13 protein-coding genes are annotated in these 22,481 nt (G+C 71.5%); 4 read left to right on the top strand and 9 right to left on the bottom strand.

All coding sequences use genetic code 11. From position 1 onward, the window contains the following. Positions 1-117 precede the first annotated feature (117 nt). A complete protein-coding gene (locus HV824_RS07010) occupies positions 118-1,575 on the bottom strand; it encodes an ELWxxDGT repeat protein (RefSeq protein WP_255207823.1) in 1,458 nt (485 codons plus the stop codon). 302 nt (positions 1,576-1,877) lie between these two features. Between HV824_RS07010 and HV824_RS07005 the strand changes: the two genes are divergently transcribed. Beyond that, complete coding sequence (locus tag HV824_RS07005; RefSeq protein ID WP_176417680.1) at positions 1,878-3,500, top strand: ELWxxDGT repeat protein; 1,623 nt, start codon at positions 1,878-1,880, stop codon at positions 3,498-3,500. Between the two features lie 3 nt (positions 3,501-3,503). Here the strand turns inward: HV824_RS07005 and HV824_RS07000 are convergent, their stop codons facing one another. After that, on the bottom strand, positions 3,504-3,650 hold the full coding sequence (locus HV824_RS07000) for a hypothetical protein (protein ID WP_176417679.1): 147 nt from the start codon (positions 3,648-3,650) through the stop codon (positions 3,504-3,506). Between the two features lie 264 nt (positions 3,651-3,914). On the opposite strand from HV824_RS07000, the gene HV824_RS06995 reads away from it, so the two are divergent. Further along, entirely contained in the window at positions 3,915-6,455 is a 2,541-nt protein-coding gene (locus HV824_RS06995; RefSeq protein WP_176417678.1) for a cation-transporting P-type ATPase, read from the top strand. 170 nt (positions 6,456-6,625) lie between these two features. Beyond that, the gene (locus HV824_RS06990) at positions 6,626-8,068 is read left to right on the top strand and encodes a rhodanese-like domain-containing protein (protein ID WP_176417684.1); all 1,443 of its coding nucleotides are present in this window, start codon (positions 6,626-6,628) and stop codon (positions 8,066-8,068) included. A 12-nt stretch (positions 8,069-8,080) separates the two neighbouring features. On the opposite strand, the gene HV824_RS06985 is transcribed toward HV824_RS06990, so the two are convergent. From HV824_RS06985 to HV824_RS06955, 7 genes are all read right to left on the bottom strand, one after another. Continuing rightward, on the bottom strand, positions 8,081-10,156 hold the full coding sequence (locus HV824_RS06985; RefSeq protein WP_368738030.1) for a PAS domain S-box protein: 2,076 nt from the start codon (positions 10,154-10,156) through the stop codon (positions 8,081-8,083). A 2-nt stretch (positions 10,157-10,158) separates the two neighbouring features. Beyond that, positions 10,159-12,882, bottom strand: coding sequence for a formate dehydrogenase subunit alpha (gene fdhF / locus HV824_RS06980; RefSeq protein ID WP_176422935.1), 2,724 nt, complete (start codon positions 12,880-12,882; stop codon positions 10,159-10,161). Further along, complete coding sequence (locus HV824_RS06975) at positions 12,870-14,333, bottom strand: NADH-quinone oxidoreductase subunit F (protein WP_176422934.1); 1,464 nt, start codon at positions 14,331-14,333, stop codon at positions 12,870-12,872. Before HV824_RS06975 ends, fdhF begins: the two co-directional genes overlap by 13 nt. A gap of 196 nt (positions 14,334-14,529) precedes the next feature. After that, the gene (locus tag HV824_RS06970) at positions 14,530-17,250 is read right to left on the bottom strand and encodes an HAD-IC family P-type ATPase (protein WP_176417674.1); all 2,721 of its coding nucleotides are present in this window, start codon (positions 17,248-17,250) and stop codon (positions 14,530-14,532) included. Positions 17,251-17,316: 66 nt separating this feature from the next. Then, positions 17,317-18,003, bottom strand: coding sequence for a TVP38/TMEM64 family protein (locus HV824_RS06965; RefSeq protein WP_368670925.1), 687 nt, complete (start codon positions 18,001-18,003; stop codon positions 17,317-17,319). Between the two features lie 109 nt (positions 18,004-18,112). After that, complete coding sequence (locus HV824_RS06960) at positions 18,113-19,351, bottom strand: GNAT family N-acetyltransferase (RefSeq protein WP_176417673.1); 1,239 nt, start codon at positions 19,349-19,351, stop codon at positions 18,113-18,115. A 31-nt stretch (positions 19,352-19,382) separates the two neighbouring features. Next, positions 19,383-20,069, bottom strand: coding sequence for a glutathione S-transferase (locus HV824_RS06955; RefSeq protein ID WP_176417672.1), 687 nt, complete (start codon positions 20,067-20,069; stop codon positions 19,383-19,385). Positions 20,070-20,347: 278 nt separating this feature from the next. Between HV824_RS06955 and HV824_RS06950 the strand changes: the two genes are divergently transcribed. Next, positions 20,348-22,477 (top strand): lantibiotic dehydratase, encoded by a 2,130-nt coding sequence (locus HV824_RS06950; protein WP_255207822.1) that lies wholly within the window; start codon positions 20,348-20,350, stop codon positions 22,475-22,477. The last annotated feature ends 4 nt before the right edge of the window (positions 22,478-22,481 follow it).

Here is a 22,481-nt window from a genome sequence, read left to right as displayed (position 1 = left end):
GGGGGAGAGGAGGGAGGGGCATGGTGCCCGCCAAGGTGGGTGTGCCCTGCGCGTTGGCCACGGGCCCGGGCGTCTGGCGCGGCTGCTCACGGGTGAGCAGCGTGCGGGCGGCTCGCGCTAGCGCGCCCGCGCGCAGTGCTCCTCGGGACGGAAGGGCAGGGCATACAGCTCGCGCCCGGTGCTTTGCTCGGCGGTGAAGAACACGTCCCAGCCGGAGCGGATGAAGTCGCGCGGCGAAGATGAGGCCGGGCCTGGCGCCACCTCGCCGAGCGCCCGCGTGCCGGAGGCCGTGCCGTCACTCACCCATGGCTCGGCCCCACGTCCCGGCGTCGTCGCGCTGAAGAACAGCCAGTCCTGGAGGGCCGTCACGTTCTCGGGGGAGGACCCCTTGGCTCCGGGCACGATGTCCCTGAAGAGCCGCGTGCCGGAGGCCGTGCCGTCGGTCACCCACAGCTCGCGTCCGTGCAAGCCATCATCCGCGGCGAAGTAGAGACGCCCTCCGCTCACCGCCAGGGAGGCGGGCTCCGAACCCGTGGCGCCTGGGCGGAGGTCCTTCACCCGCCGCGTGCCGGAGGCCGTGCCGTCGCTCACCCACAGCTCCTCTCCCTCGGGCAGCCCCGAGCCGGCGCTGAAGTACAGCTTGCCGTGGAGCGCCACCAGGTCGTGGGGGTAGCGCCCCGGAAAGAAGCGGAGCGGGCGCGTGCTGGAGGCAGTGCCCTCCGTGACGTAGAGGCTGGCCTCGCCGTCGTTGACGTCCACCAGGAAGAAGAGCTTCCGGCCCACCGACTTCATGCGGAAGATTCGCGCCTCGTCGTTGAGCGAGTCGTCGGGCACCTTGAGCAAGGGGGTGAAGCCCGGCCCGCCGTCACTGCGCACCAGCCAGTTCTCATCCTCCATGCTGATGACGAAGTAGAGAAACCCGTCGTGGACGATGAAGCGGCGCGGGAAGGAGCTGGCCTGGCCGGGGGCGGTATCCTCCACCATGAAGGTGCCCGCCTCGGTGCCATCGCTCGTCCACAGCTCGTACCCATCCGTGCCATCGGGGACCACGGTGGAGAAGTAGATCCGGTCCTTGTAGGCCACCAGCGTCTGGCCCTCACCGAAGCTGGCGTCGATGGGGAGCACTCGCTTCACCAGGTACGTGCCCGCCTCGGTGCCATCGCTCGCCCACAGGGCGCGGCCTCGCACGTCGTCATCCGCGAGAAAGAAGAGCTGGTCCCCCACCATGGTCAGCTCCGTGGGCCCCGAGCTCTCCAGCCCCCGCGCGATATCCCTCACCATGACAGTCCCGGCGCCTCCCGTGCCGCTGCTCTTCCAGAGCTCGGTGCCATGGACGCCATCGTTCGCGGCGAAGAAGAGGACGCCCTCCCCGTGGACCAGGGCGTAGACGTAGACGCTCGTGGCGCCGAGGTCCCTGAGCCTGCTGGGCGTGGAACCACACGGTGCCCACTCGCGCCGGGCCAGCGCTGACAACCCGGGGTCTTCCCCGGAAGGGCCAGGCTCGTCGTCCACCGTCGGGGCGCAGCCGGCCAGGAGGGCCAGCAGCACCGGAAAGGGACGCAAGGGCTTCATCATCGGTTGCTCCTTGAAGGCGCGGCAGGGGCCGGGTGGAGCGGCATTCTGGGGACGGAGGGCGCGTTCCCCACCTGCGCGGCAGTCGCGGGCACCGCCGCCCGCGAGACAGTCCGCGCCGCCCGCGGCGCAGGCTGCCTCTTCGGGTAGATGGCGCGCGCGCGGGGAAGCGCGACCTTGGCGCTGTCTCAGACCGAGGGGCACGCACATGGCGCGGGAAGGGAAGCCTGACTTCGGCACGCTGTGGGGTGGGTAGCTGCTCGGGTCCTTGCGGGTCGGCTGTGGGCCGGCGGTGGAGGTGGAAGATGAGGGCGTTGCGTGGCGTGGTGCTGTCTTGCGCGATGGTGGTGGGTTGTGGCGCGTCGCCTCCGGACGAGGCCCCGTTCACGGGCGAGCCCATCATGGAAGAGCTGAGCCTTCCCGATTCGGGGGAAGGGGCGCTGGCTGCTCAATGGGCGCGCCCGACGCCAGGGCGGGCGCGGCTCGTCGAGGACATCTTCCCCGGCGAACAGCCTTGGACTGTGAGCCCGTACCCAGAGAGCCGCGTGAGCTTTCGCGGCAAGCTCTACTTCGCCGTGAACTTCGATGAGGGGCCCAAGGAACTATGGCGGAGCGACGGCTCCCGGGCGGGTACGGATGACGTCGAGTCGTTCCCGGCCCTGCGCCCGGATGGCAGCACCAACCTCCTGTTCGGCCTGACCCCTGTAGGCAACAGGCTCTTCTTCGTCGTGGGCGATTCGGATCATGGCACCGAGCTCTGGGTGTCCGACGGGACGCGGGGCGGGACACGGCTGGTGGAGGACCTCACGCCGGGACCCGCGAGTTCACGGCTGGAGAACCTCACTGCGGTTGGAAAGACGCTGTTCTTCTTCCGCAGGTTGCCTGAGACGCCGGAGACTCCGGGGCGGACCGAGCTGTGGACGTCGGACGGCACCGCGAGGGGGACGGTGCGGGTCCGGGACTTCGGGCCGGGCTCCTCCGTGGGCTTCCAGGTCGCCGTGGTGGATGACCTGCTCTTCTTCCCGCTCGCGGACCCGCAGCACGGGAACGAGCTGTGGCGCTCCGACGGCTCCCGCTCTGGCACGAAGCTGTTGAAGGACATCTCCCCGGGGCCGACGAGCTCGAACCCGCGAGAGCTGCGTGCCGCGGGTGACTTCGTCTATTTCGTCGCCACGGACCCGGACCATGGGGAGGAGCTGTGGATGACCAATGGCTCGCGCTCCTGCACGGAGCTCGTCAAGGACCTCGAGCGCGGTCCCGTCAGCTCCTTTCCGACCATCCTCCAGGAGGCGCGGGGCTCCTTGTTCTTCACGACGTACGATGCGTCCAGCTCCACGCTGGCGCTATACAGGGTGAAGGTGGGGGATGATGACCCGAAGCGCATCAGGACCATTCCCAACCCCTACGCCGGCATGCCGGACGCCGAGCCCTACATCACGGCTTCCGCGACCACGGGCCAGCAGGTCTTCTTGACCGTTGCCTTCACCAGCACGGGGCCCGCCCCGCGCGACGTCCAGCTCTGGGTGAGCGACGGGACGGGGTCCGGCACGAAGCTGCTGTACCGGCCGCTGAGCCTGTCCGATGAGTTCATCACCGAGCTGTTCGCGGTGGAGGGCCTCGTCTTCTTTCCGGCAAATGGGGAAGGGACGGGCACGGAGCTGTTCGTGACAGATGGGACGGTCCGCGGGACACGGCTGCTGCAGGACATAGCGCCGGGTGCGGTGAGCTCCTCTCCGTTCGGCTTCACGCGCGTGGGCGAGCGCGTCTTCTTCGTCGCCTTCCACCCGGACAGCGGTACCGAACTCTGGGATCTCACGCTCCAGGATTCGTGCGGCTTCAAGGGCAACCACGACGTCAGCGCCTGCTACCAGGAGGCGAAGGCGCTGACGGAGGCGGAACTCCAACCCTCGGAGGTCCTGTTGCGCTGAAGCTCAGTCCAGCTCGCGCGCGGGGACGCCCCACCACTCCTCGCCCGTGGCCAGGTCATCAGCGAGGAAGAAGACGTTCCGGCCGGAGCGGATGAAGTACCGGGGGAAGGGCACGGAGCCCTTCACGCCCGGGACCAGCTCCTGCAACATCCTCGTCCCCACCGCGTGCCGTCGCTCCGCCACAGCTCCTCGCCGGTGCCGCGCACCCAGTCCTGGGCCACCTTCCTTTCAAGGGGCGTAAGCTGGACGCGAGGCGCCACCACGCCAGCAGTGCCTGGGAGAGGGTTGGCTGTCAGGCGCCCGGCATGTTGCCGCCGGACACGGAGGGTCCGTGCCACACCCGGGGAAGCAAGCCCTGGGCGCTGGGTTGCCATCCCCCGCCCTGACCTCCAGCTTCGTCCTGGAGCGGCGGTCATGCGAATCCCTGTCCCCATCCGGCGCCTTCCCGCGCCGCTGGACGATGCTCGCGGCCTCGACATGGACGAGGTGAGCGAGCGGCGGGCTCGCTACGGGCGCAATGACGTGCTGGCACGGCCCCATCGCTCGTGGCTCCACGTTCTGCGAGAGACCGCCGGAGACCCGATGCTCTGGTTCCTCGTGGGAACGAGCGGGCTCTATTTCGTGCTGGGAGCGCGGACCGAAGGCCTGGTGTTGCTGCTGGCCATCGTCCCGCTGCTCGGCATGGACGCGTTCCTGCATCGTCGGACGCGCGCCTCTACCGCCGGCCTGCGGAGCCGGCTGGCCGCGCGCGCCACCGTGCTGCGCGCGGGGCATGAACAGGTGGTGCCCGCGGACGAGCTGGTCGTGGGTGACCTGGCGCGCGTGCGTGCTGGCGAGCACTTCCCCGCGGACGGGGTGGTCCTCCGTGGAGAGGGCCTGCAAGCCGAGGAGTCTTCACTCACCGGCGAAGCGCTGCCCGTGCGCAAGCGGCCCCTGTCCCGCCTCCCTTCGGGAGACGAGCCGGCGGTGGAGGGCTCGCATTGGGGGCTCGCCGGAACGAGGCTGCTGACGGGGACGGCCTGGGTGCGCATCGTCTTCACCGGGCGGGAGACGCTCTACGGGAGCATCGTGCGCTCGGCCACGCAGGGCGCACACGCGCGCACGCCGCTTCAGCAGGCCGTGGCCCACCTGGTGGCGGTGCTGATGGGCGTGGCCGCGGTGATGTGCGCGGTGCTCGCGTTCGTGCGCTGGCGCCAGGGCTTCGGGTGGATGGATGCGCTGCTGAGCGCGGTCACGCTCGCGGTGGCGGCACTGCCCGAGGAGTTTCCGGTGGCCTTCACCTTCTTCCTCGGCGCGGGCGTGTACCGGCTGGCCCGGAGGCAGGCCCTGGTGCGGCGCTCGGTCTCCGTGGAGAACATCGGCCGGGTCACCTGCATCTGCTCGGACAAGACGGGCACGCTGACAGAGGGCCGCCTGCGGGTGACGCGCGTGCTGCCGGCACCGGGCGTCCAGGCCGACGCGCTGCTGTGGACCGCGGCGCTCGCGTCGCGTGAGGAGGGGAGGGATCCGCTCGACGCCGCGCTGCTCGAAGAGGCCGCGCGCGCACGGCCCGGCGTGGTCCGCCCGAGCGCCCAGGCCACCTTCCCCTTCACCGAGGAGCGCCGACGTGAGACGGCGGTGGTGGACGACGTGGAGGGGCGCTTGCTGGCCGCCGTGAAGGGCGCGCCGGAGCGGGTCGTGGACCTCTGCGCGCTGGAGGCCGACGCGCGCATGGACTGGGCGCGGCGCGTGTCGGCGCTCGCGGCCGACGGGCGCAAGGTCATCGCCTGCGCGAGCCAGCCGCTCGACTCCGCCTCCTGGCGAGGCGGTGAGCCGGACCGGGGGTTTCAATTCCTGGGGCTCGTGGCCTTCGAGGACCCGGTGCGCCCGGGCGTGCGGGAGGCGGTGCGGGAGTGCGAGGAGGCCGGACTGCGAACGGTGATGGTGACGGGTGATCACCCTGCGACGGCCCTGGCGGTGGCTCGCCAGTTGGGGCTCGGTGGCGCGCGGCCCCGGGTGCTCACCGGCGAGGCGCTGGAGGCCCGGCTGAACGAGGGCGTCGCCGTGCCGGACGTGGACGTGGTGGCCCGCGCGGTGCCAGCGCAGAAGTACGCGCTGGTGGCGGCGCTCCAGCGGCGAGGGGAGGTGGTAGCGGCCACGGGGGATGGCGTGAACGATGTGCCGGCGCTCCAGGCGGCGGACGTGGGCATCGCCATGGGGGAGCGGGGGACTCGCAGCGCGCGTGAGGTGGCCTCCATCGTCCTGTTGGACGATGACTTCGGCACGCTGGTGCGGGCCATCGCCGAGGGCCGCCAGCTCTTCCGCAACCTCCAGGCCTGCTTTCTCTACCTGCTGCTCATCCACATCCCGCTGGTGGTGACGGCGGCGCTGGTGCCCCTGGCGGGCTACCCGCTCCTGTACCTGCCCGTCCACATCGTCTGGCTGGAGCTCATCATCCATCCCACGGCGATGCTGGCCTTCCAGGCCGCGGCGCGCTCGGGGCGCCTGGCGCCCGTGAGACGCCGGGGTGCCGCGCGCTTCTTCTCGGCGGGGGACTGGAGCCTGCTCGCGCTGGTGGGGGGCTTGATGACCGTGGGGCTGGTGTGGAGCTACGACCGGAGCCTGGGCGCGGGGAGCGACGTCGAGCATGGACGCGCGGCGGCGGTGGCCTCGCTCACGCTCGCGAGCGCCGTGTTCGCGGCCGTGCTCACGGGCCTGCGGACGCGCACGGCGCGCTGGGTCTGCGCGTTGACGACCGGCGTGTCGCTGCTCCTCATCCAGGTGCCGGCCCTGGCGCACCTGCTGATGCTGCGCCCGCTGGATGTGGACGACTGGGCGCGCGTCGCCGCCGGCGTGGCGGTGGCTTCGCTGCCCCTGGTGCTCGCGCGCTGGCGCGGCGCCACCAAGGCGCATGCGCCGCGAGCAGAGGCCGCGGCTCCGCCCCTCCACGGGCAGGTCCGGCGCGGAGCGGCCTGACGCGTCATCCTCCTGGCGGCTCCGGCAGGTGCCGGCCTTCGGGGTCCAGCGTGAAGGGGCAGGCGCATGGGCGCTGGGCTCCAGAGGGCCCAGGCGGGCAGCACCCTGGCTCGCCCGCGCTCCCCAACCCCGGGGCGAGCTCCTACTCTCAGCCAGGGAGGGCCGTGTCCATGTACTTCCAGGCCATCAAGACCGCGGGGCTCGCCCACGTCTCCTATGTCCTAGGCAGCGAGGGTGAGGCGCTCGTGGTGGATCCGCGACGTGACGTCGGGGTGTACCTCGACGTGCTCCGGAGCCAGGGCTTGCGCCTGCGCTATGTGCTGCAGACGCACCGCCAGGAGGACTTCGTCCAGGGCACCGCGGAGCTTGCTCGCCTCACGGACGCCCAGGTGGTGGCGGGCAAGCACCCCATCACCGGTCATGCAGGCATGCAGGTGGGTGAGCACGAGCGGTTGCACCTGGGCGGCCTGACCCTGGTGACCCTCCACACGCCGGGCCACACGCCGGAGAGCACGAGCTGGGCGGTCTACCTTGATGCCCACCACGCGCTGGCCTGGGGCGTCTTCACCGGCGACGCGCTCTTCGCCGGGGCGACCGGGCGCACCGACCTGGAGGACCCGGAGCGCACACCCGAGAACGCCGCGCGCCTCTACGACGCCCTCCACCAGAAGGTGCTGCCCCTGGGAGACCAGGCGCTCGTCCTCCCCGCGCACGGCGCCGGCTCGGTGTGCGGCGGCGACATCGCCGACCGGGAGCCGACGACGCTCGGCTTCGAGCGCCACCACAACCCCGTCTTCACCCTTACGCGCGGCGACTTCATCCAGCACAAGGTGCGAGAGCGGCTGCCCCGGCCGTCGTACTTCTCGCGCATGGAGGAGGTGAACCTGCGCGGCGGCATCCCCCTCTCCCCTGAGTCCGCGGCCATCCCCTTCCTGTCCCCGAGCGGCTTCCAGCGAGCGCTCCAGTGCGGCGTCGTCCTGGACGCCCGCGAACCCGAGGCCTTCGCGGCGGGCCACATCGCCGGCTCGCTGAATGTCTGGTTGAAGGGGCTGGCCGTGTTCGGAGGCCAGGTGGTGGCGCGGCCCTTCACACCGCTGTTCCTCGTCCTGCCGGAGCTCGCCGACCCGGGGGAGGCGGTGCTGGCGCTGGCCCGCGTCGGCCTCGACGAGGTGGAGGGGGTCCTCTCCGGAGGCTTCAGCGCATGGCGCAACGCCGGCCTGCCCGTCGCGCGCGGAGGCACGCTGACGCCCGAGGAGCTCTTCGCCCAGGCCGAGGACTTCCAGACGCTGGACGTGCGCGAGCTGTCCGAGTTCGAGCAGGGCCACATCCCGGATGCGCGCCATGTCTACGTCGGGGAGCTGGAGGAGCGCCTCCCCCGGCTGGGCCTGCGCCCGGACCTCCCGGTGGCGGTGACGTGCAGCGTGGGCCACCGGGCCGGGCTCGCCGTGAGCATCCTGCTGAGCCATGGCTTCGCGCGCGTCTCGAATCTGCTCGGGGGCATGACGGCGTGGAGGCGGTTGGAGTTGCCGGTGCGGGAAGGTCCGCCTCCTCCGGGCGGGGCCAGTCCACCCGAGGCCCCGGAGACGGCGGAGCCCGCGCCGCCGCCGCGGTGAGCCCGGCGCGGCTCACGCGTGGTGCGTGAGCTGCTGGCCGGCCCGCGGCAACGTGGGGAGCGTGAAGGAGAAGGTGCTCCCCACGCCCGGCTGGCTCTCCACCCAGACACGGCCGCCGTGGGCATCGACGAGCCCCTTGACGATGGCGAGCCCCAGACCGGCGCCGTCCTTGCTCCCCGCGCGGGCCTGCCAGAAGGCCTCGAAGAGGTGAGGCTGATGCTCCGTGGGAATCCCGCACCCCGTGTCCCTCACGGAGAAGCGCATCATGCGCCCCTCGGGCACGGCCCGGACAGAGATCCGTCCGCCCTCGGGCGTGAACTTGAGGGCGTTGCCCAGCAGGTTCGAGAAGATCTGTAGCACCCGGCCATGGTCGGCGAGGACGGGAGGGGAGGCTTGCGGGACGTCCGCCGTGAGCTGGATGGCGCGGGCCTCCGCGAGCGCGCGGTGCAGGTCGACGGCCTCCCGGACGAGCGCCCCGGTCTCCAGCGGGCCGCGCTCCATCGGCAGGTGGCCGGCGTCCAGCCTGGCGACGTCCAGCAGGTCCTGGATGAGCCTGTTCGCGCGGTCCACCGCCTTCCGGATGGACTCGAGCGGCCGGGTGTCGGTGGCCCGCTGCTCGGGCGTGCGCTTCAGGAGCGTCCCCGCGCTCAGGGCGATGACGTTCAGGGGGGTGCGGAGATCATGGGCGACGATGCGCAGGACCTCGTCGCGAAGGCGGGTCGCCTGCGCGGACTTCTCGTGGAGCCGGGCATTGTCGATGGCGAGCGCGGCGCGACTGGCGAGCTCCTCGGCCAGGGCCAGGTCACGGGCCCCGTAGTGGCGCCCCGACTCGGAGGTCCAGAGGATGATTGCGCCCAGGACGCGCTCCCGGGCGCGCAGGGGAACGACGAGCCCCGAGACCGGCGCGAGGCGGCGCAGCAGCTCCAGGTGGCGGTCGTCCTCGGCCGCCGCCTCGAACGCCCTGGCTGGGGACGGTGGGAGGAGGACGGGCCGGCCCGTCCGGAGGACTCCGGCGACGATGTCTCCCTGGCGTGACGGGTCATGCGGATAGGTGGTGAGCAGCTCGTGCAACAGCCGGGACTTCTCCGGCGAGGCCGCCAGGCACTCCACCGCAGTGAGCTGTCCGTTGTCATCCAGCAGGTCGACCACGCACCAGTCCGCCAGCGCCGGGACGGCGAGCCGGGTCACGGTGGCGAGTGTCGCCCGGGGCTCCAGGAAACGGGCGAGCTGGGGCCCCGCCTCCGCCAGGAAGCGCAGGGCCTGCTCGAGCTGCTTGCGCTCGGAGATGTCCTGGACCTGCGCGATGAAGTGGAGCGGCCTCCCCTGGGCGTCACGCACCAGTGAGCTGGTCAGCAACACGCTCACGAGGTGGCCCTGCTTGTGGAGGTAGCGCTTCTCCCGCTGGAAGGAACGAACGTCTCCATCGAGCAGCCGCTGTGCGTTCACCACGTCCAGCTCCAGGTCCTCGGGCCAGGTGAGGTCCCGGACGGTTCGGGTGAGGAGCTCCTCCGGCGGGTAGCCGACGATGTCGCACATGGAGCCGTTCACGTTCAGGAACCGGCCGTCCAGTCCGACCAGGGCCATGCCGATGGGGGCATCCTCGAACGCGGTCCGGAAGCGCTCCTCGCTGTTGCGGAGCACCTCCTCCGCGCGCATTCGGGCGGAGACGTCGCGAAGGATGACGGTGAGCAGGGTCGTCCCATCCACCTCCACCTTCGAGATGCTGGCCTCCGCGGGGAACTCCTGACCGCCCTTGCGCTGGCCGACGATGGCGCGCCGCTCTCCCATCAGCCGGGAGGCCCGGGTGCCCGCCGCGAACTGCCGCACGTGCGTGCGGTGTACCTGCTGGTATCGCTCGGGGAGGAGCAGGTCCAGGCGCTGGCCCACGGCTTCCTGGGCGGAGTAGCCGAAGATGTGCTCCGCGCCCTCGTTGAAGTGGGTGATGCGCTGCTCCGTGTCCACGGAGATGATGGCGTCGACGTTGCTGGAGACGAGCCCGGCGAGCCGGGCCTCCGCCAGACGGAGCGACTGCTCCAACTGGCGCCGGGTCCCGCTGTTGCGCCGAGGGCGCCCCTTCACCCTTCGCACGGTCACTCCAGCGGCCGCTCGGGTTCGGGGGCGCCCCATGACCCACCGGACGCCGGTGGGAACCTCCCGGCTCGCTCAACCCGCACGGCAGTCACCTTGTAATCGGGCGTGTGGGTGGACTCGTCCCGCTGCGGGCCGATGACGGCGTTGATGAAGACCTCGGCGGTGTGGAAGGTGGTGAAGAGCTCGCCGGGGCGCAGGCCCTCGGCCCGGCGCATGGGCAGCTCCACCGCGCCATGGCGACTGCACACCCGCACCCGCGCGCCATCCTCCAGCCCCAGCCGGTCCGCGTCCGCCGGGGCCATGTCTAGCCAGTCGCCGGGCTGCAGCAGCGCGTGGGGGGTGCGCAGCGTCATCGTCCCCGCGTTGAACTGGTACAGGCGCCGGCCCGTCATCAGCACGAAGGGATGGTCGTCCGTGCGCGCCTCCGGCGCGGGCCGGGAGTCAATGCGGCGCAGCGCCGCCCGGAAACCGCTTGCGAATGGGTGTGTGTGCAGCAGCCGTGTGCCCGGGTGCGCCTCGTCGGGGCAGGGCCACTGCAGGCCTCCCATGTCCAGCCGCGCATAGGAAAGCCCCGCTCCCGCCGGCCACACCCGCCGCACCTCGTCCCAGACTTCCTCCGGGGATTGGAAGGCAAAACCCTCGGGGTGCCCCAGGGCCCGCGCCGCGCGGCAGAGAATCTCCCAGTCCGGCAACGACTCGTCGACGGGCGGCAGCGCCCGGCGCACCCGCTGCACGCGCCGCTCACCATTCATGAAGGTGCCGTCCTTCTCGAACGACGTGCACGCGGGCAGGAAGACGTGGCCACATGCCCGCGCCGTTTCGTTGAGGAACAGGTCCTGCACCACCAGCAACTCCAGCCGCTCCAGCGCCTCGCGCGTGGCGCGCGCTTCGGGATTGGTGAGCAGCACGTCGTAGCCGAAGGCCCACAGCGCCTTGAGCCGCCCCTGGCGCGCCGCGTCCATCATCTCCATCAGGTCCAGGCCGGGCGCCGCCGACAGGGGCGTGCCCCAGGCCGCCTCGAAGCGCGCACGGTTCAACTCCAGCGGGACGTAGCCCGTCAGGTGCCCCGGCTCGCAGCCCATGTGCGCGGAGCCCTGCACGTTGTTCTGCCCGCGCATCGGGTTCACGCCGGTGCCCGGCCCGCCGAGGTTCCCCGTCAGCAGTGCCAGGTTGATGAGCGTCATGACGGACTCCGTGCCCTGGACGTGCTCCGTCATGCCCAGCCCGTGGACCATCATGGATGGGCCGTGCGTGGCATACAGCCGCGCCGCCTGACGGATGGCCTCCGCGTCCACCCCGCATAGGTCCGCGGCGCGCTCGGGCGTCCAGTCCAGGATGAAGGCCCGGAAGTCCTCCACCGCCTCCACGCGCTCGCGCAGGAAGTCCTCGTCGCACAGGCGCTCATCCACCACCACGTGGGCCAGCGCGTTGAGCAGCGGAACGTCGGTGCCCGCCCGGGGCTGGAGGTGCACGTCCGCGTAGCGCGCCAGTTCGGTGCGCCGCGAGTCGATGACGATGAGCTTCGCTCCGCGCAGCACCGCCTGCTTCAGCCGGGCGCCGACGACGGGGTGGCACTCCGTGGTGTTGCTGCCGGCCACCAGCAGGGTGCGCGCGTGCTCGACATCCTCGAAGGAGTTGGTGGCCGCGCCCATGCCCAGCATCCGCTCCAGCGCCGCGGCGCTGGGGGCGTGGCACACGCGCGCGCAGCAGTCCACGTTGCTCGTGCCAAGCACCACGCGGGCCAGCTTCTGCGCCAGGTAGTTCTCCTCGTTGGTGGCCCGCGCCGAGCCCAGCATGCCCACCGCGTCCGGCCCACTCGCCGCCCGCAGGTGTCGCAGCCGCTGGGCGATGAAGCCCAGCGCCTCATCCCACGAGGCGCGGCGCCAGCCTCCGTGCTCGCGCAAGAGCGGCACGGTGATTCGGTCCGGCGCCTCGCCGAAGCCGAAGGCATAGCGGCCCTTGGAGCACAGGTGGCCCCGGTTGGAAGGGCCCTCGCGCGAGGGCCGCACGGTGACGATGCGCCCGCCGCGGGTGCCCACGTCCATTTCGCAGCCCACCCCACAGTAGGGGCAGGTGGTGCGCGTCCAGGTCTCGGGCCAGCCCTGGTCCAGGAGCGTCCGGTCCTCCAGCGCGCCGGTGGGGCAGGTGTCCACGCAGGCGCCGCAGGAGACGCAGCTGCTCTCCCGCAGGTTGGGCCCATCCGGGAGGATGCGCGTCCCGGCGCCCCGGTTCCACACCCGCCAGACGAACTGCCCCTGCACCTCGTCGCAGATGCGGACGCAGCGGTAGCAGTGGATGCACTGGGACATGTCCACGTGGATGTAGGGGTGCGAGTCGTCCCGCAGCGCGGCTTGGTGCGTCCCTCGCGGCTCGCCCTCCAGGCCGTACTCGCGCAGCGCGCGGTGGAAGGGCTTGTCCGGCTGCCGCGCCACGGCCTCGGCCGGGTACTCCGAGGCCAGGAGCCGCAGCAGCACCCGCCGCTGCGCCTCCACCAGGGGCGTGCGCGTGTGCACCACCATTCCCTCCGTCAGCGGCGTGGTGCAGGCGGCCACCGGGCGCGCGCAGCCCTCCACCTCGACGATGCAGGTGCGGCAGGCCCCCACCGGGGCCATTCGTGAGTCGTTGCACAGCGCGGGGACGCTGACGCCCAGCGCCTCCAGGGCCGCCAGGAGGGTGCCCGGCGCGCACTCGCGCGGCTGCCCATCCACGGTTATGTGAAGCATGCCTCCACCTCCTCGCGGTAGTGGCGCAGCACGCTCTGGGCGAACTCCCCCAGCCCCGTGCCGTGCCCGCACAGGCTGGTGAGGCGCAGCGCCTCAACGACGTCCTCCCAGCCGTCCGCGCCGGGCACCGGGCCCGTCTCCAGTACGCGTGCGAAGCGCTGCTCGATGTGCCGGGCTCCCAGCCGGCAGGGGGTGCACTTGCCGCACGACTCGTAGGCCCCGAAGGAGAAGACGTGGTGCACCAGCGCGGCGATGGACGTGTGCGTGTCGAAGGCCACGACCCCGCCGTGCCCAACGGACGCCCCCACGGCCTTGAGCTCCTCGAAGCCCAGCGGCGTGTCCAGCAGGTGCGGGGGGAGGACTCCCGCCAGCGGCCCTCCAATGAGGACGCCCTTCAGCGGGCCGGTGCGCAGGCCGCCGCCCAGCTCCTCCACCACGGTGCGCACCGGCAAACCCAGCTCCACCTCGTAGAGTCCCGGGCGGTGGAAGAGGGAGTTGAGCGACAGCACCTTCGTCCCCTGACTGCCGGCAATCCCCAGCGCCGCATACGCTTCGCCGCCATGGCGTGAAATCCACGGGAGGTTGACGAGCGTCTCCACGTTCTGCACCAGGGTGGGCCGGCCGAAGAGGCCCGCCTGGGCGGGGTAGGGGGGCCGGGCGCGCACGAAGGGCCGGCGCCCCTCCAGGGCGTTGAGCAGCGCCGTCTCCTCGCCACACACGTAGCTGCCGCGCCCCACCTCCAGCGAGATTTCACAGGAGAAGCTGCTGCCCAGGATGTGGTGGCCCAGCAGGCCCTCCCGGTGCGCCTCGTGCAGCGCCACATGCAGGACGCACGCGGCCAGCGGGTACTCCTTGCGCACGTAGACGAAGCCCCGGCGGGCGCCCACCGCGTAGGCCGCGAGCAGCAGCCCCTCCAGCACGGCGTGAGGGTCCTCCTCCAGGAGGTAGCGGTCGATATAGGCGCCGGCGTCACCTTCATCCGCGTTGGCCACCACGTCCTTCTCCTCGCCAGGCGCGGCGGCCACAGCGCGCAGCTTGCGGCCGGTGGGGAAGCCCGCGCCTCCGCGGCCGCGCAGCCCGGAGCGCTCCACTTGGGACACGAGCGCCTCCGGCGTCGAGGTCAGCGCCCGCGCCAGGGCCACATAACCGCCCTGGCGCGTGTAGTCCGCCAGGGCGCGTGCTCCGCCCGTCATGACTCGCTCGAGCGCGATGGCGTGCGGCGCCCGCACCTGCACCGTGGGGCGGGCCGTCTCACGGGTGGTGGCGGGGGCCACATGGCAACTGCCCAGGCAGTAGACGCGGGTGTCGTCTTGGAGGGCCTTTCGCCAGCGTTCCGGCTGGAGGTGGCGCGCCACGAAGCAGGCCGTGCCCTGACAGGCCCGCTCGCCCAGGGGCTCGTGCCCCAGGTGGTAGAAGGACTCGAGCTCGCGCGTTCTCGTTCCAGTCCTCATGCTCGCCTCCCCCGGCGCGGCGCGCGATGGCGGCCGCGAGCCACGGGGCAGGGTAGGGGAGCGGAGGCCCGGCCGCTCTCGCGGGCGCGGCGCCACGTCCATCACCTGAAGCTCTTCCGTCACGCCGAGCGGAAGGAGACGGCTCCTCACCCCCGCGTCCGAGACACCTTCGCGCCCCGGGGCGCACGGCCCTCCATCAGGCCGCGCGGGGCTGCTGGGCGGCCCGGGACGTCACGGGCGGACCTGGTCGCCGCAGCCGCTTGTGCAGCTCCATGGCCACGATGATGGTCGAGGCCACCCCCACGATGCGCACCCACGAGTTCCAGTCCGTGAGCGGCACCACCCTCAGCACGAACTGGGTCGGGGCGAGGTAGAGGGCTCCCACGTGCACTACCAGTGAGGCGGCCGTGGCCCAGAACAGCATGGGGTTGGAGAAGGGGCTGCGCGCGAACACGGATTGTGCCTCCGAGCGCGAATTGCCCACCTGGAACATCTGGAAGAGCACCATCGTCGTGAGCGCCGCCGTCTGCGCGACCGTGAGCGAGCCCGTCTCTTCCAACTCCCACCTGAACACCAGCAGCGTCCCCGCCGCCATGACCCCTCCGGCGAGCACCGTGCGTTCCCACAGCAGCTCGGAGATGAACCCCTCCCGTCGCGCCCGGGGCGCCCGCGCCATCACCCCCGGGTCCGCGGGCTCGAAGGCCAGCGCCACATCCTGGAGCCCCTTCGTCACCAGGTTGAGCCACAGCAACTGCGCGGGGAGCAGCGGCAGCGGCCAGCCCAGCGCCAGCGAGGTGATGAGCGTGATGATGGACGCCGCCCCCGTGCTCACCAGGAAGAACGTCGCCTTGCGCAGGTTGTCGAAGGTGACGCGCCCGACCTCCACCGCCGCGGCGATGCTCACGAAGTTGTCGTCCGCCAGCACCATGTCCGAGGCCTCGCGCGCCACGTCCGTGCCGCTCTTGCCCATGGCCACGCCGATGTCGGCCGCCTTGAGCGCCGGTGCATCGTTCACGCCGTCGCCCGTCACCGCCACCACCTCGCCCACGGCCTGCAGCGCCTGCACCACCCGCAGCTTCTGCTCTGGCGCCACCCGGGCGTAGATGTCCACCTCCTTCGTCCGCCTCCGCAGGGCCGCGTCGTCCAGCGTCGCCAGCTCGGTACCCGTCATCGCCGCGCCGCCGCTCGCGAGCCCCAGCTCCTGGCCGATGGCGCGCGCCGTGGCCACGTGGTCGCCGGTGATCATCACCACCCGGAGCCCCGCGGCCTGGCAGCTCGCGATGGCCTCGCGCACGCCCGCTCGCGGCGGATCCATCATCCCCGTCAGCCCGAGGAAGACGAGGCCCTCGGGGTCTCCCACCGTGTCCGGCCGAGCCCCTTCGCCCTCCAGCCGCCGGTACGCCATGGCCAGCACCCGGAGGCCCCGCCCGGCCAGCGCCGCCGCCGCCTGGTGCACGGCCTCCCCATTCAGCGGCTCCACGCCCGCCTCACCGAGCTGCGCGGTGCTCATCGTCAGCACCCGCTCCGGCGCCCCCTTCACGAACACCACCCGCTGGCCGTCGCGCTCACGGATGCTCGCCGAGTACTGCCGCTCGGGCTCGAAGGGAATCTCCGCGTAGGAGGTCCAGTGTCCCCGCACCGCCTCGTGCGCCAGCTCCAGCCGCTCCGCCGCCAGCAGCAGCGCCGCCTCCGTGGGGTCTCCGCGCGTCTCCACGCCCTGCTCTCCCTGGAACACCTCGGCCTCGTTGGCGAGCACCCCCGCGAGCAGCAGCATGTACAGCGGCGGGTGCTCGGCCAGGTCCTCCGCGCCCTCGACCGGCCGCGCCCGAGAATCCCTCCGCGGGGCCTCGTCCGACAGCGTGAGGAAGCGGCCTCCGGCCCACAGCTCCTGCACCGTCATCCGGTTCTCCGTCAGCGTGCCCGTCTTGTCCGTGCCGATGACGGTGGTGCTGCCCAGCGTTTCGATGGCGGGCAGCTTGCGGATGATGGCGCGCCGCCGCGCCATGCGGCCGACCCCCACCGCCAGGGTGATGGTGAGCACCACGGGCAGGCCCTCGGGCACCGCGGCCACCGCGAGCGCCACCGCGAGCATGAACATGTGCGCCATGGACTCGCCCCGCACCACGCCGATGAGGAAGCTCAGCCCGGAGCCCACGAGCACCACCAGCCCCACCAGCCGGGCGAACCGGTCCATCCGCTCCTGGAGCGGGGTGGTGGACACGGCCTCGCCCCGGATTTGACCGGCGATCTTCCCCAGCTCGGTGGCGCCCCCGGTGGCCACGACGTAGCCGCGCCCCCGCCCGCTGGACACCACCGTGCCTGTGTAGGCCATGTCCTCCCGGTCCGACAGCGGCGCGTCCGCGGCCACCACGCTCGCGCGCTTGTGCACGTTGGCTGACTCGCCGGTGAGCAGCGACTCGTCGACGGTCAGCGCCGTCGCGGACACCAACCGCAGGTCCGCCGGCACCCGGGTGCCCGACTCCAGCAGCACCAGGTCTCCGGGCACCAGCTCCCGGCTCTCCACCTCCCACTCGTGTCCGTCGCGGATGACGCGCGCCTTGGGTGACACCAGCCGCATCAGCGACCGGACCGAGACCTCGGCCCGCCGCTCCTGCGTGAAGCCGATGGCGGCGTTGATGGCGAGGATGGCCGCGATGGCGCCCGCGTCGATGAAGTCACCCAGCACGAGGGTCACCGCACAGGCGGCCAGCAGGATGTAGATGAGGGGGCTCTTGAACTGGTGGACGAGCAGCGCCAGGGGGCTCGTCGGCGGGGTCTCCGCGAGCTGGTTGGGCCCGTGCCGCGCCAGCCGGGCGCCGGCCGTGGAGCGCTGGAGCCCGAGCGCTCCAGTCCCGAGCTGGGACTCGGCTTCCTCCAAGGGGAGGGCATGCCAGGGCTGTGCTTGCTTGGGCTCCATGTCCGCTCTCCATGGCGGTGTGGCCCGCCCGGCTGTCGCAAGGATGGGGCTGCTCGTGGCCCGGGGCTACGGACGCAGGCGCTTGCGCAAGCGATGGAGGGCCCATGCACCGAAGAGGATGCCGGACACTCCCAGGCCCAGCAGGACGAGGGGGCGTTGCTCGAGGACGCTGGAGCCCAGATAGACGGCGCCCACCGCGTACGGGAGCTCCGCGAGCGCGAGGACGAGCAGGTAGCGGCGCAACCCATAGCGCGCCAGGCCGAGCACGTAGCCGGGAATCTCGGAGGGGACCGCGAGCTGGAAGAGGAGCACCAAGCCGAAGGAGCTGTGCCGGGAGATGCGCTCCTCGTAGTGGGCGAGCACGCGGGCGGAGGTGAGCCGGCGGATGAAGGGTCTGCCCCAGGCGCGGGCGATGCCATAGGCGCAGGCGCCTCCCAGCATCCACCCCGTCCAGAGCAGGAGCGCGCAGACGGTCTTCCCCCAGGCATCGAGGGCCACGGGGAGCAGCAGCGCGCTGGAGAAGAACGCCAGCATGGCCGACAGCGCGGACAGGAGGACGAAGAGCACCGCGCCCCAGAAGGGGTGCTCGGCGATGACGGGCGCGGCCGCGTCGAGGAACCTTTGGAGGACGGACTGGAAGGCCTCCGAGGCGGCGAGGAGGGCGAGGCCGGCGAGGAGCAGCCCCAGCAGGAGCGCACGACCCCACGCCGCCGGAAGGCCGCGAGGCGGGTCCACTCCGAACAAGGCAGCCACGTCACGTTCCCGTCCTGAAGCCGCCAAGCTGGGCACGCCGCTCCGAAGGGCAAGCCGCGCCCTGGAGCGGGGGAGGTTTGGCTGCCCGACAGGCCCTCACCTCGACGTTTCAGGGCGTCTTGCGGATGCGACCATTCTGCGTGCCGCCAGCGGCCATGGCCATGGCCACGCGGGAGTAGGCAGACACGTAGGGCTGAAGCACGGCGCGGGACCAGCGCCCCGGAATCCACAGGTAGCTGTACAGCCCGTGCCTGCGCGCGCCCCGGCGCCGCTTCGTCTCGTACCCGCTGGCGCCCAGCCAGAGCTTCTTGACGCCGAGCTCGTAGGCCCGGCGCAGCGGTTCGTAGAAGGCGAGGTTGAAATACAGCGGCGTCTCGGAGGCGCCGGCCTCGGCGCGGCCGACCCGGTAGAACCACATCTCGTCGTGCTTGTGGAGCAGCAGGGAGAAGCCGATGGGCTCGCCGTTCTGGTAGGCGACCACGGCCTCGGCCTCGGGCGCGACGTGCTTGTCGAGCGCCGCCCAGAACGTGGAAGGGTGGCGGAGGTGCTCGTTGCCGTACTTGGAGTAGGTCACCTCGTAGAACCGCTCCAGTTGCTCCGCCAGCTCGCCCATCCGGGAGACACGCTCGAAGCGAACGCCCGCGTTCTGCGCGTGAGCGATCTCCTTCTTGAGCACCCTCCTGACGTCGCTCTTGAACTGGCCCAGGTAGGCGTCGAAAGTGTCCCCCGGGACATCCATGACGTTGTCGTCGTAGATGAAGATCTCCTGGAACGACGCGGACGTCAGCGCGTCTCTCAGCGTCGTGTCGTCCCGCTCCACGCCGTAGAAGTAGAGCGGCAGCCGCTCGCTGGTGGCGAGCTCCCGGAGCCCCTGGAGGATGAGCTCCCGTGCCTGCTTCGCGACCTCCGCGGACCGCGCGGCGCAGTGGATGCTGCTCCGCATGCTGAGCGGACTGGTGACGAAGACCCCGCCATCGAAGCCCGCGCCCGTGCGCCAGGCCACGTTGCGGTAGAGGTCCGCCGCCGCGACGGCCACCCGGCTCCAGGCGGGCCCGTTGGCGAAGCCCTTCTTCCAACTGGTGAAGAGGAAATGCTCCAGCGAGTAGGGCGTGTAGATGGTCTTGCTACGGGTGATGAAACACGGGCACAGCGCGATGGGAGTGCCCTGCTGATAGGCAATGGCATATCGCAGGGACAGCTCCCCCCGGGCCATGGCGGACAGGTCGACCGCGTCCAGCATGCGGAGCCAGCGTCGGCCGAAGAAGACGCTCGACTCAGAGGTGAGGGTATCCAGCTCCGCGTCGCTCAGGTGGCTGACGGAGTCGTGGAATTTCAAGGTAAGCGTCATGGCCGGGGGGCTTCGTGAGTCGCGGCTTCGCTCAGCCGTTGAGGAGCTGGACGGCGGGGGGCCGCTTGGGGCTGGCCAGGTGCCGCGCGAGGTTGGGGCGCTGCTTCATGCGCTCGAAGAACCCGAACAGCCCAGGGTAGGTGCTCTCCAGGAGGTCCTGGAGGCCGTTGTCCACCAGCAGCTCCAGGAAGCCGAAGACGCTGGTGTCCGCCACCGTCACGGAGGCCCCGACGAAGAAGCCGTCGCCGCTGCCGTTGCCCTTCAGCAGCCGCTCGAAGTGCGCGAGCCACTGCGGCAGCTCCTCGCCCAGGATGATGGGGAGCTGCTCGGAGAGCTGGTCCGGCGTGAGCGAGGTCAGGCTGCGCGCGCGGGCCGTCACTTCCTCGACGCCGTCGATGACCATGTCGCAGGCGGCGGTCTCCCGCGCATCCTTCCCATAGAGGCCGCGGGTGCGCGCGACGTGCCGCAGGATGGCCAGGCTCTGCACCACGCGGAAGCCGTCCGGCTCCTCCCACAGCGGGACCTTGTCGAAGGCCAGCTTGCCAGCGGCCTTGAGGGCCTCGAAGGCCGGCGTCTTCACCTTGGCCTGCACGTCATAGGGGCCCAGGTCGATGTCCTCGTACTCCGTTCCGGACTCGGCGAGCAGCAGGCGGATCTTCTCGGCGACGCCTCGACCCGTGAAATACGACAAGCGCGGCAATGATGATTGAGCGTTCATACAGGGTTCGTGGTTGAAAGGGAGAGGCTCTATACTAGCGTAAACGTATTATTCGGAAGGGGCAGACTTCCTTGATTGGTGTACCCGAGCCTCTGGATTTCGCGAAGCCCGAAGCACCCGCGCTCGTCTCCCTTGCTCCAGGAATGGCCCTGTGGCCATGGGCCGCGCTGCGTGGCGCCGGCTTTCCCGCCCAGGATGCGCTCCGGCTCGCGGCCCCGACAGCGGCCTCCGCCGCCGATACATGGCTCGCATCAGGGGTTGAGACACCCGGTGACGCCTTGCGCACCGCGTTTGACTCGGACCTGCTCTCCATCAGCGCGGCGTTGCGCTCACTGGCGGGAGCATCCCACCTGAGCGAGGCGCTGCTCTGGCAGAACCGCCATGCCTTCAAGACGGGCGTGGAGCCGCTGGCGGCCCTTCCCGCCACCGCGCGCAACAGCAAGGCCCGGCAGCGCGAGCGACTGGTGGCCTCCTATGTCCAGCGCTACAGCACCAAGAACGACACCATCGGCTTCTTTGGCCCCGTGGGTTGGGCTCGGCTCACCCCTTCGAATGACGGGCTGCGCTGGACGCCCGGGGAGCGGCTCGTCTCCCGGCGCGCGGTCTACTTCGAGACGTGGTGCCTGGACGCGCTCAGCGCCGCGCTGGCGCGTGACGCGTCCCTGCGTCACTGGGCACCGCCCCGGCTGTTGCCTTACTTCCGGCTGGAGGGCCCCGTGCTTCACGGCCCCATGCCCACGCCGGTGGAGCTGAGCCCGGAGCAGGCGCTGCTGCTGTCGCGGTGTGATGGCTCGGTCAGCGCGGTGAGCCTCGCGCGGGAGCTCACGGCCGGTGCTTCGCCTGCCTTCGCCACGCAGGATGAAGTCTTCACGGCGCTCGAACAGGCCGTGGGGTTCGGCGTCCTGGTCTGGGGCTGGGAGGTGCCGCTCGTCCTCCGGCCCGAGGGGGTGCTGCGCGGCGCGCTGATGGCCATCGAGGATGCGGACGCACGAGCCCGTGCGCTGGCGCCGCTGGAGCGTCTGGAGCGCGCGCGGGCCGCGGTCGAAGCCGCGGCTGGGGCGCCCGCGGCCTTGGATGCCGCGGTCGCGGAGCTGGAGGCCGTGTTCCAGGAAGTGACGGGAGCGCCGCCGACGCGCGCGGCGGGCCAGACGTATGCCTCGCGGACGCTCATCTACGAGGACTGTGAGCGCGACGGCGCGTTGGCGCTGGGCGCTCCGGTGGTTGACCGGCTCGGGGCCGTGCTGGAGCTGGTGCTGACCGGGGCGCGGTGGCTGGTGGGGGAGGTGACCCGGGGCACGCGCGCGGGGCTGGATGCGCTGTTCGACCGGTTGTCCGAAGGCGGCGCGCCCGTGTCGCTCACCGCGCTCCAACTCGCCTTCGTCCAGGGGCTCAAGGACCCGGCCACCGAAGCGGAGCTGATGCCCGTGGCCCAGGCCGTCGCCGAGCATCGCCGGCGCTGGCGTGAGCTCTTCGCGCTGGAGCCGGAGGTCAGACGACAGACGCGCACCGTTGCTTCGCTCCGGCCCCGGGTGCTCGAGGCCTTCGGCGAGGCGGGCCCGGCGTGGCGGAGCCGCTGGCATGCCTCGCCGGACGTGATGATTGACGCGGCCAGCGAGGAGGCAGTCCGCACCGGGGACTACCAGCTGGTGCTGGGGGAGCTGCACCTGTGCAACAGCATCTCCTCGCTCTTCGTGGAGCAGCACCCCGCGCCCGAGGAGCTCTTCGCGCTCGCGGAGCGGTGCGCCACCGGGGCGGACGTGGTGCCCGTGTTCCCCAAGTCCGAGTGGAGCCAGCGGACGCTGCCGTGTCTCTTCCCGCGTGACAGCCTCTACTACCTCTCCGGGCAGGAGCCGCCGCCCCAGCCGGGGGCTCGCGCGCTTCGCGTGGGGGACATGGTGGTGGAGCGGCGTGACGGCACGCTGGAGGTCCTCGACCGCGTGAGCGGGCGCCGCTTCGGCCTGATGGCGTTCATGGCCGTGTTCCTGGAGCAGCGCTGCGCCAGCATCTTCGACCTGGCGCTGGCGGATGACTACTCGCCTCGGGTGACGGTGGACGGCGTGGTCATCGCCCGGGAGCGCTGGAGCGCGCCCGCGTCCGAGCTGGGCTTCGCCGGAATCACGGACCCACTGGCGCAGTGGCTGGCTGCCCGGCGTTGGCAGCAGGGGCTGGGCATTCCGCGCTTCGCGTTCTTCAAGGTGGCGACGGAGCGCAAGCCCTGCTTCGTGGACTTCGACAGCCCCTTGCTGGTGGAGATGATGGCGAAGCTGGTGCGGAGCACGGCGGAGAAGTCGCCGGCTTCGCGGGTCCAGTTCTCGGAGATGCTGCCGGACCCGGAGCACCTCTGGCTCACGGACGCGGCGCAGCGCCGCTACACGAGCGAGCTGCGGCTGGTCTGCGAGCTGTCTTGAGCGG

Origin of the sequence: Myxococcus sp. AM009 (assembly GCF_013372605.1) — a bacterium.
Lineage (GTDB): Bacteria > Myxococcota > Myxococcia > Myxococcales > Myxococcaceae > Myxococcus > Myxococcus vastator.
The sequence above is the reverse complement of the archived record's forward strand: the minus strand, read 5'-3'. Positions and strand labels throughout refer to the sequence as shown.

Coding starts and splice junctions, on each gene's coding strand:
- HV824_RS06975 (WP_176422934.1), bottom strand. CDS start 14,333: ATGAGGACTGGAACGAGAACGCGCGAGCTCGAGTCCTTCTACCACCTG.
- HV824_RS07000 (WP_176417679.1), bottom strand. CDS start 3,650: ATGTTGCAGGAGCTGGTCCCGGGCGTGAAGGGCTCCGTGCCCTTCCCC.
- HV824_RS06990 (WP_176417684.1), top strand. CDS start 6,626: ATGTACTTCCAGGCCATCAAGACCGCGGGGCTCGCCCACGTCTCCTAT.
- fdhF (WP_176422935.1), bottom strand. CDS start 12,882: ATGCTTCACATAACCGTGGATGGGCAGCCGCGCGAGTGCGCGCCGGGC.
- HV824_RS06955 (WP_176417672.1), bottom strand. CDS start 20,069: ATGAACGCTCAATCATCATTGCCGCGCTTGTCGTATTTCACGGGTCGA.
- HV824_RS06970 (WP_176417674.1), bottom strand. CDS start 17,250: ATGGAGCCCAAGCAAGCACAGCCCTGGCATGCCCTCCCCTTGGAGGAA.
- HV824_RS06995 (WP_176417678.1), top strand. CDS start 3,915: ATGCGAATCCCTGTCCCCATCCGGCGCCTTCCCGCGCCGCTGGACGAT.
- HV824_RS07010 (WP_255207823.1), bottom strand. CDS start 1,575: ATGATGAAGCCCTTGCGTCCCTTTCCGGTGCTGCTGGCCCTCCTGGCC.
- HV824_RS06960 (WP_176417673.1), bottom strand. CDS start 19,351: ATGACGCTTACCTTGAAATTCCACGACTCCGTCAGCCACCTGAGCGAC.
- HV824_RS07005 (WP_176417680.1), top strand. CDS start 1,878: ATGAGGGCGTTGCGTGGCGTGGTGCTGTCTTGCGCGATGGTGGTGGGT.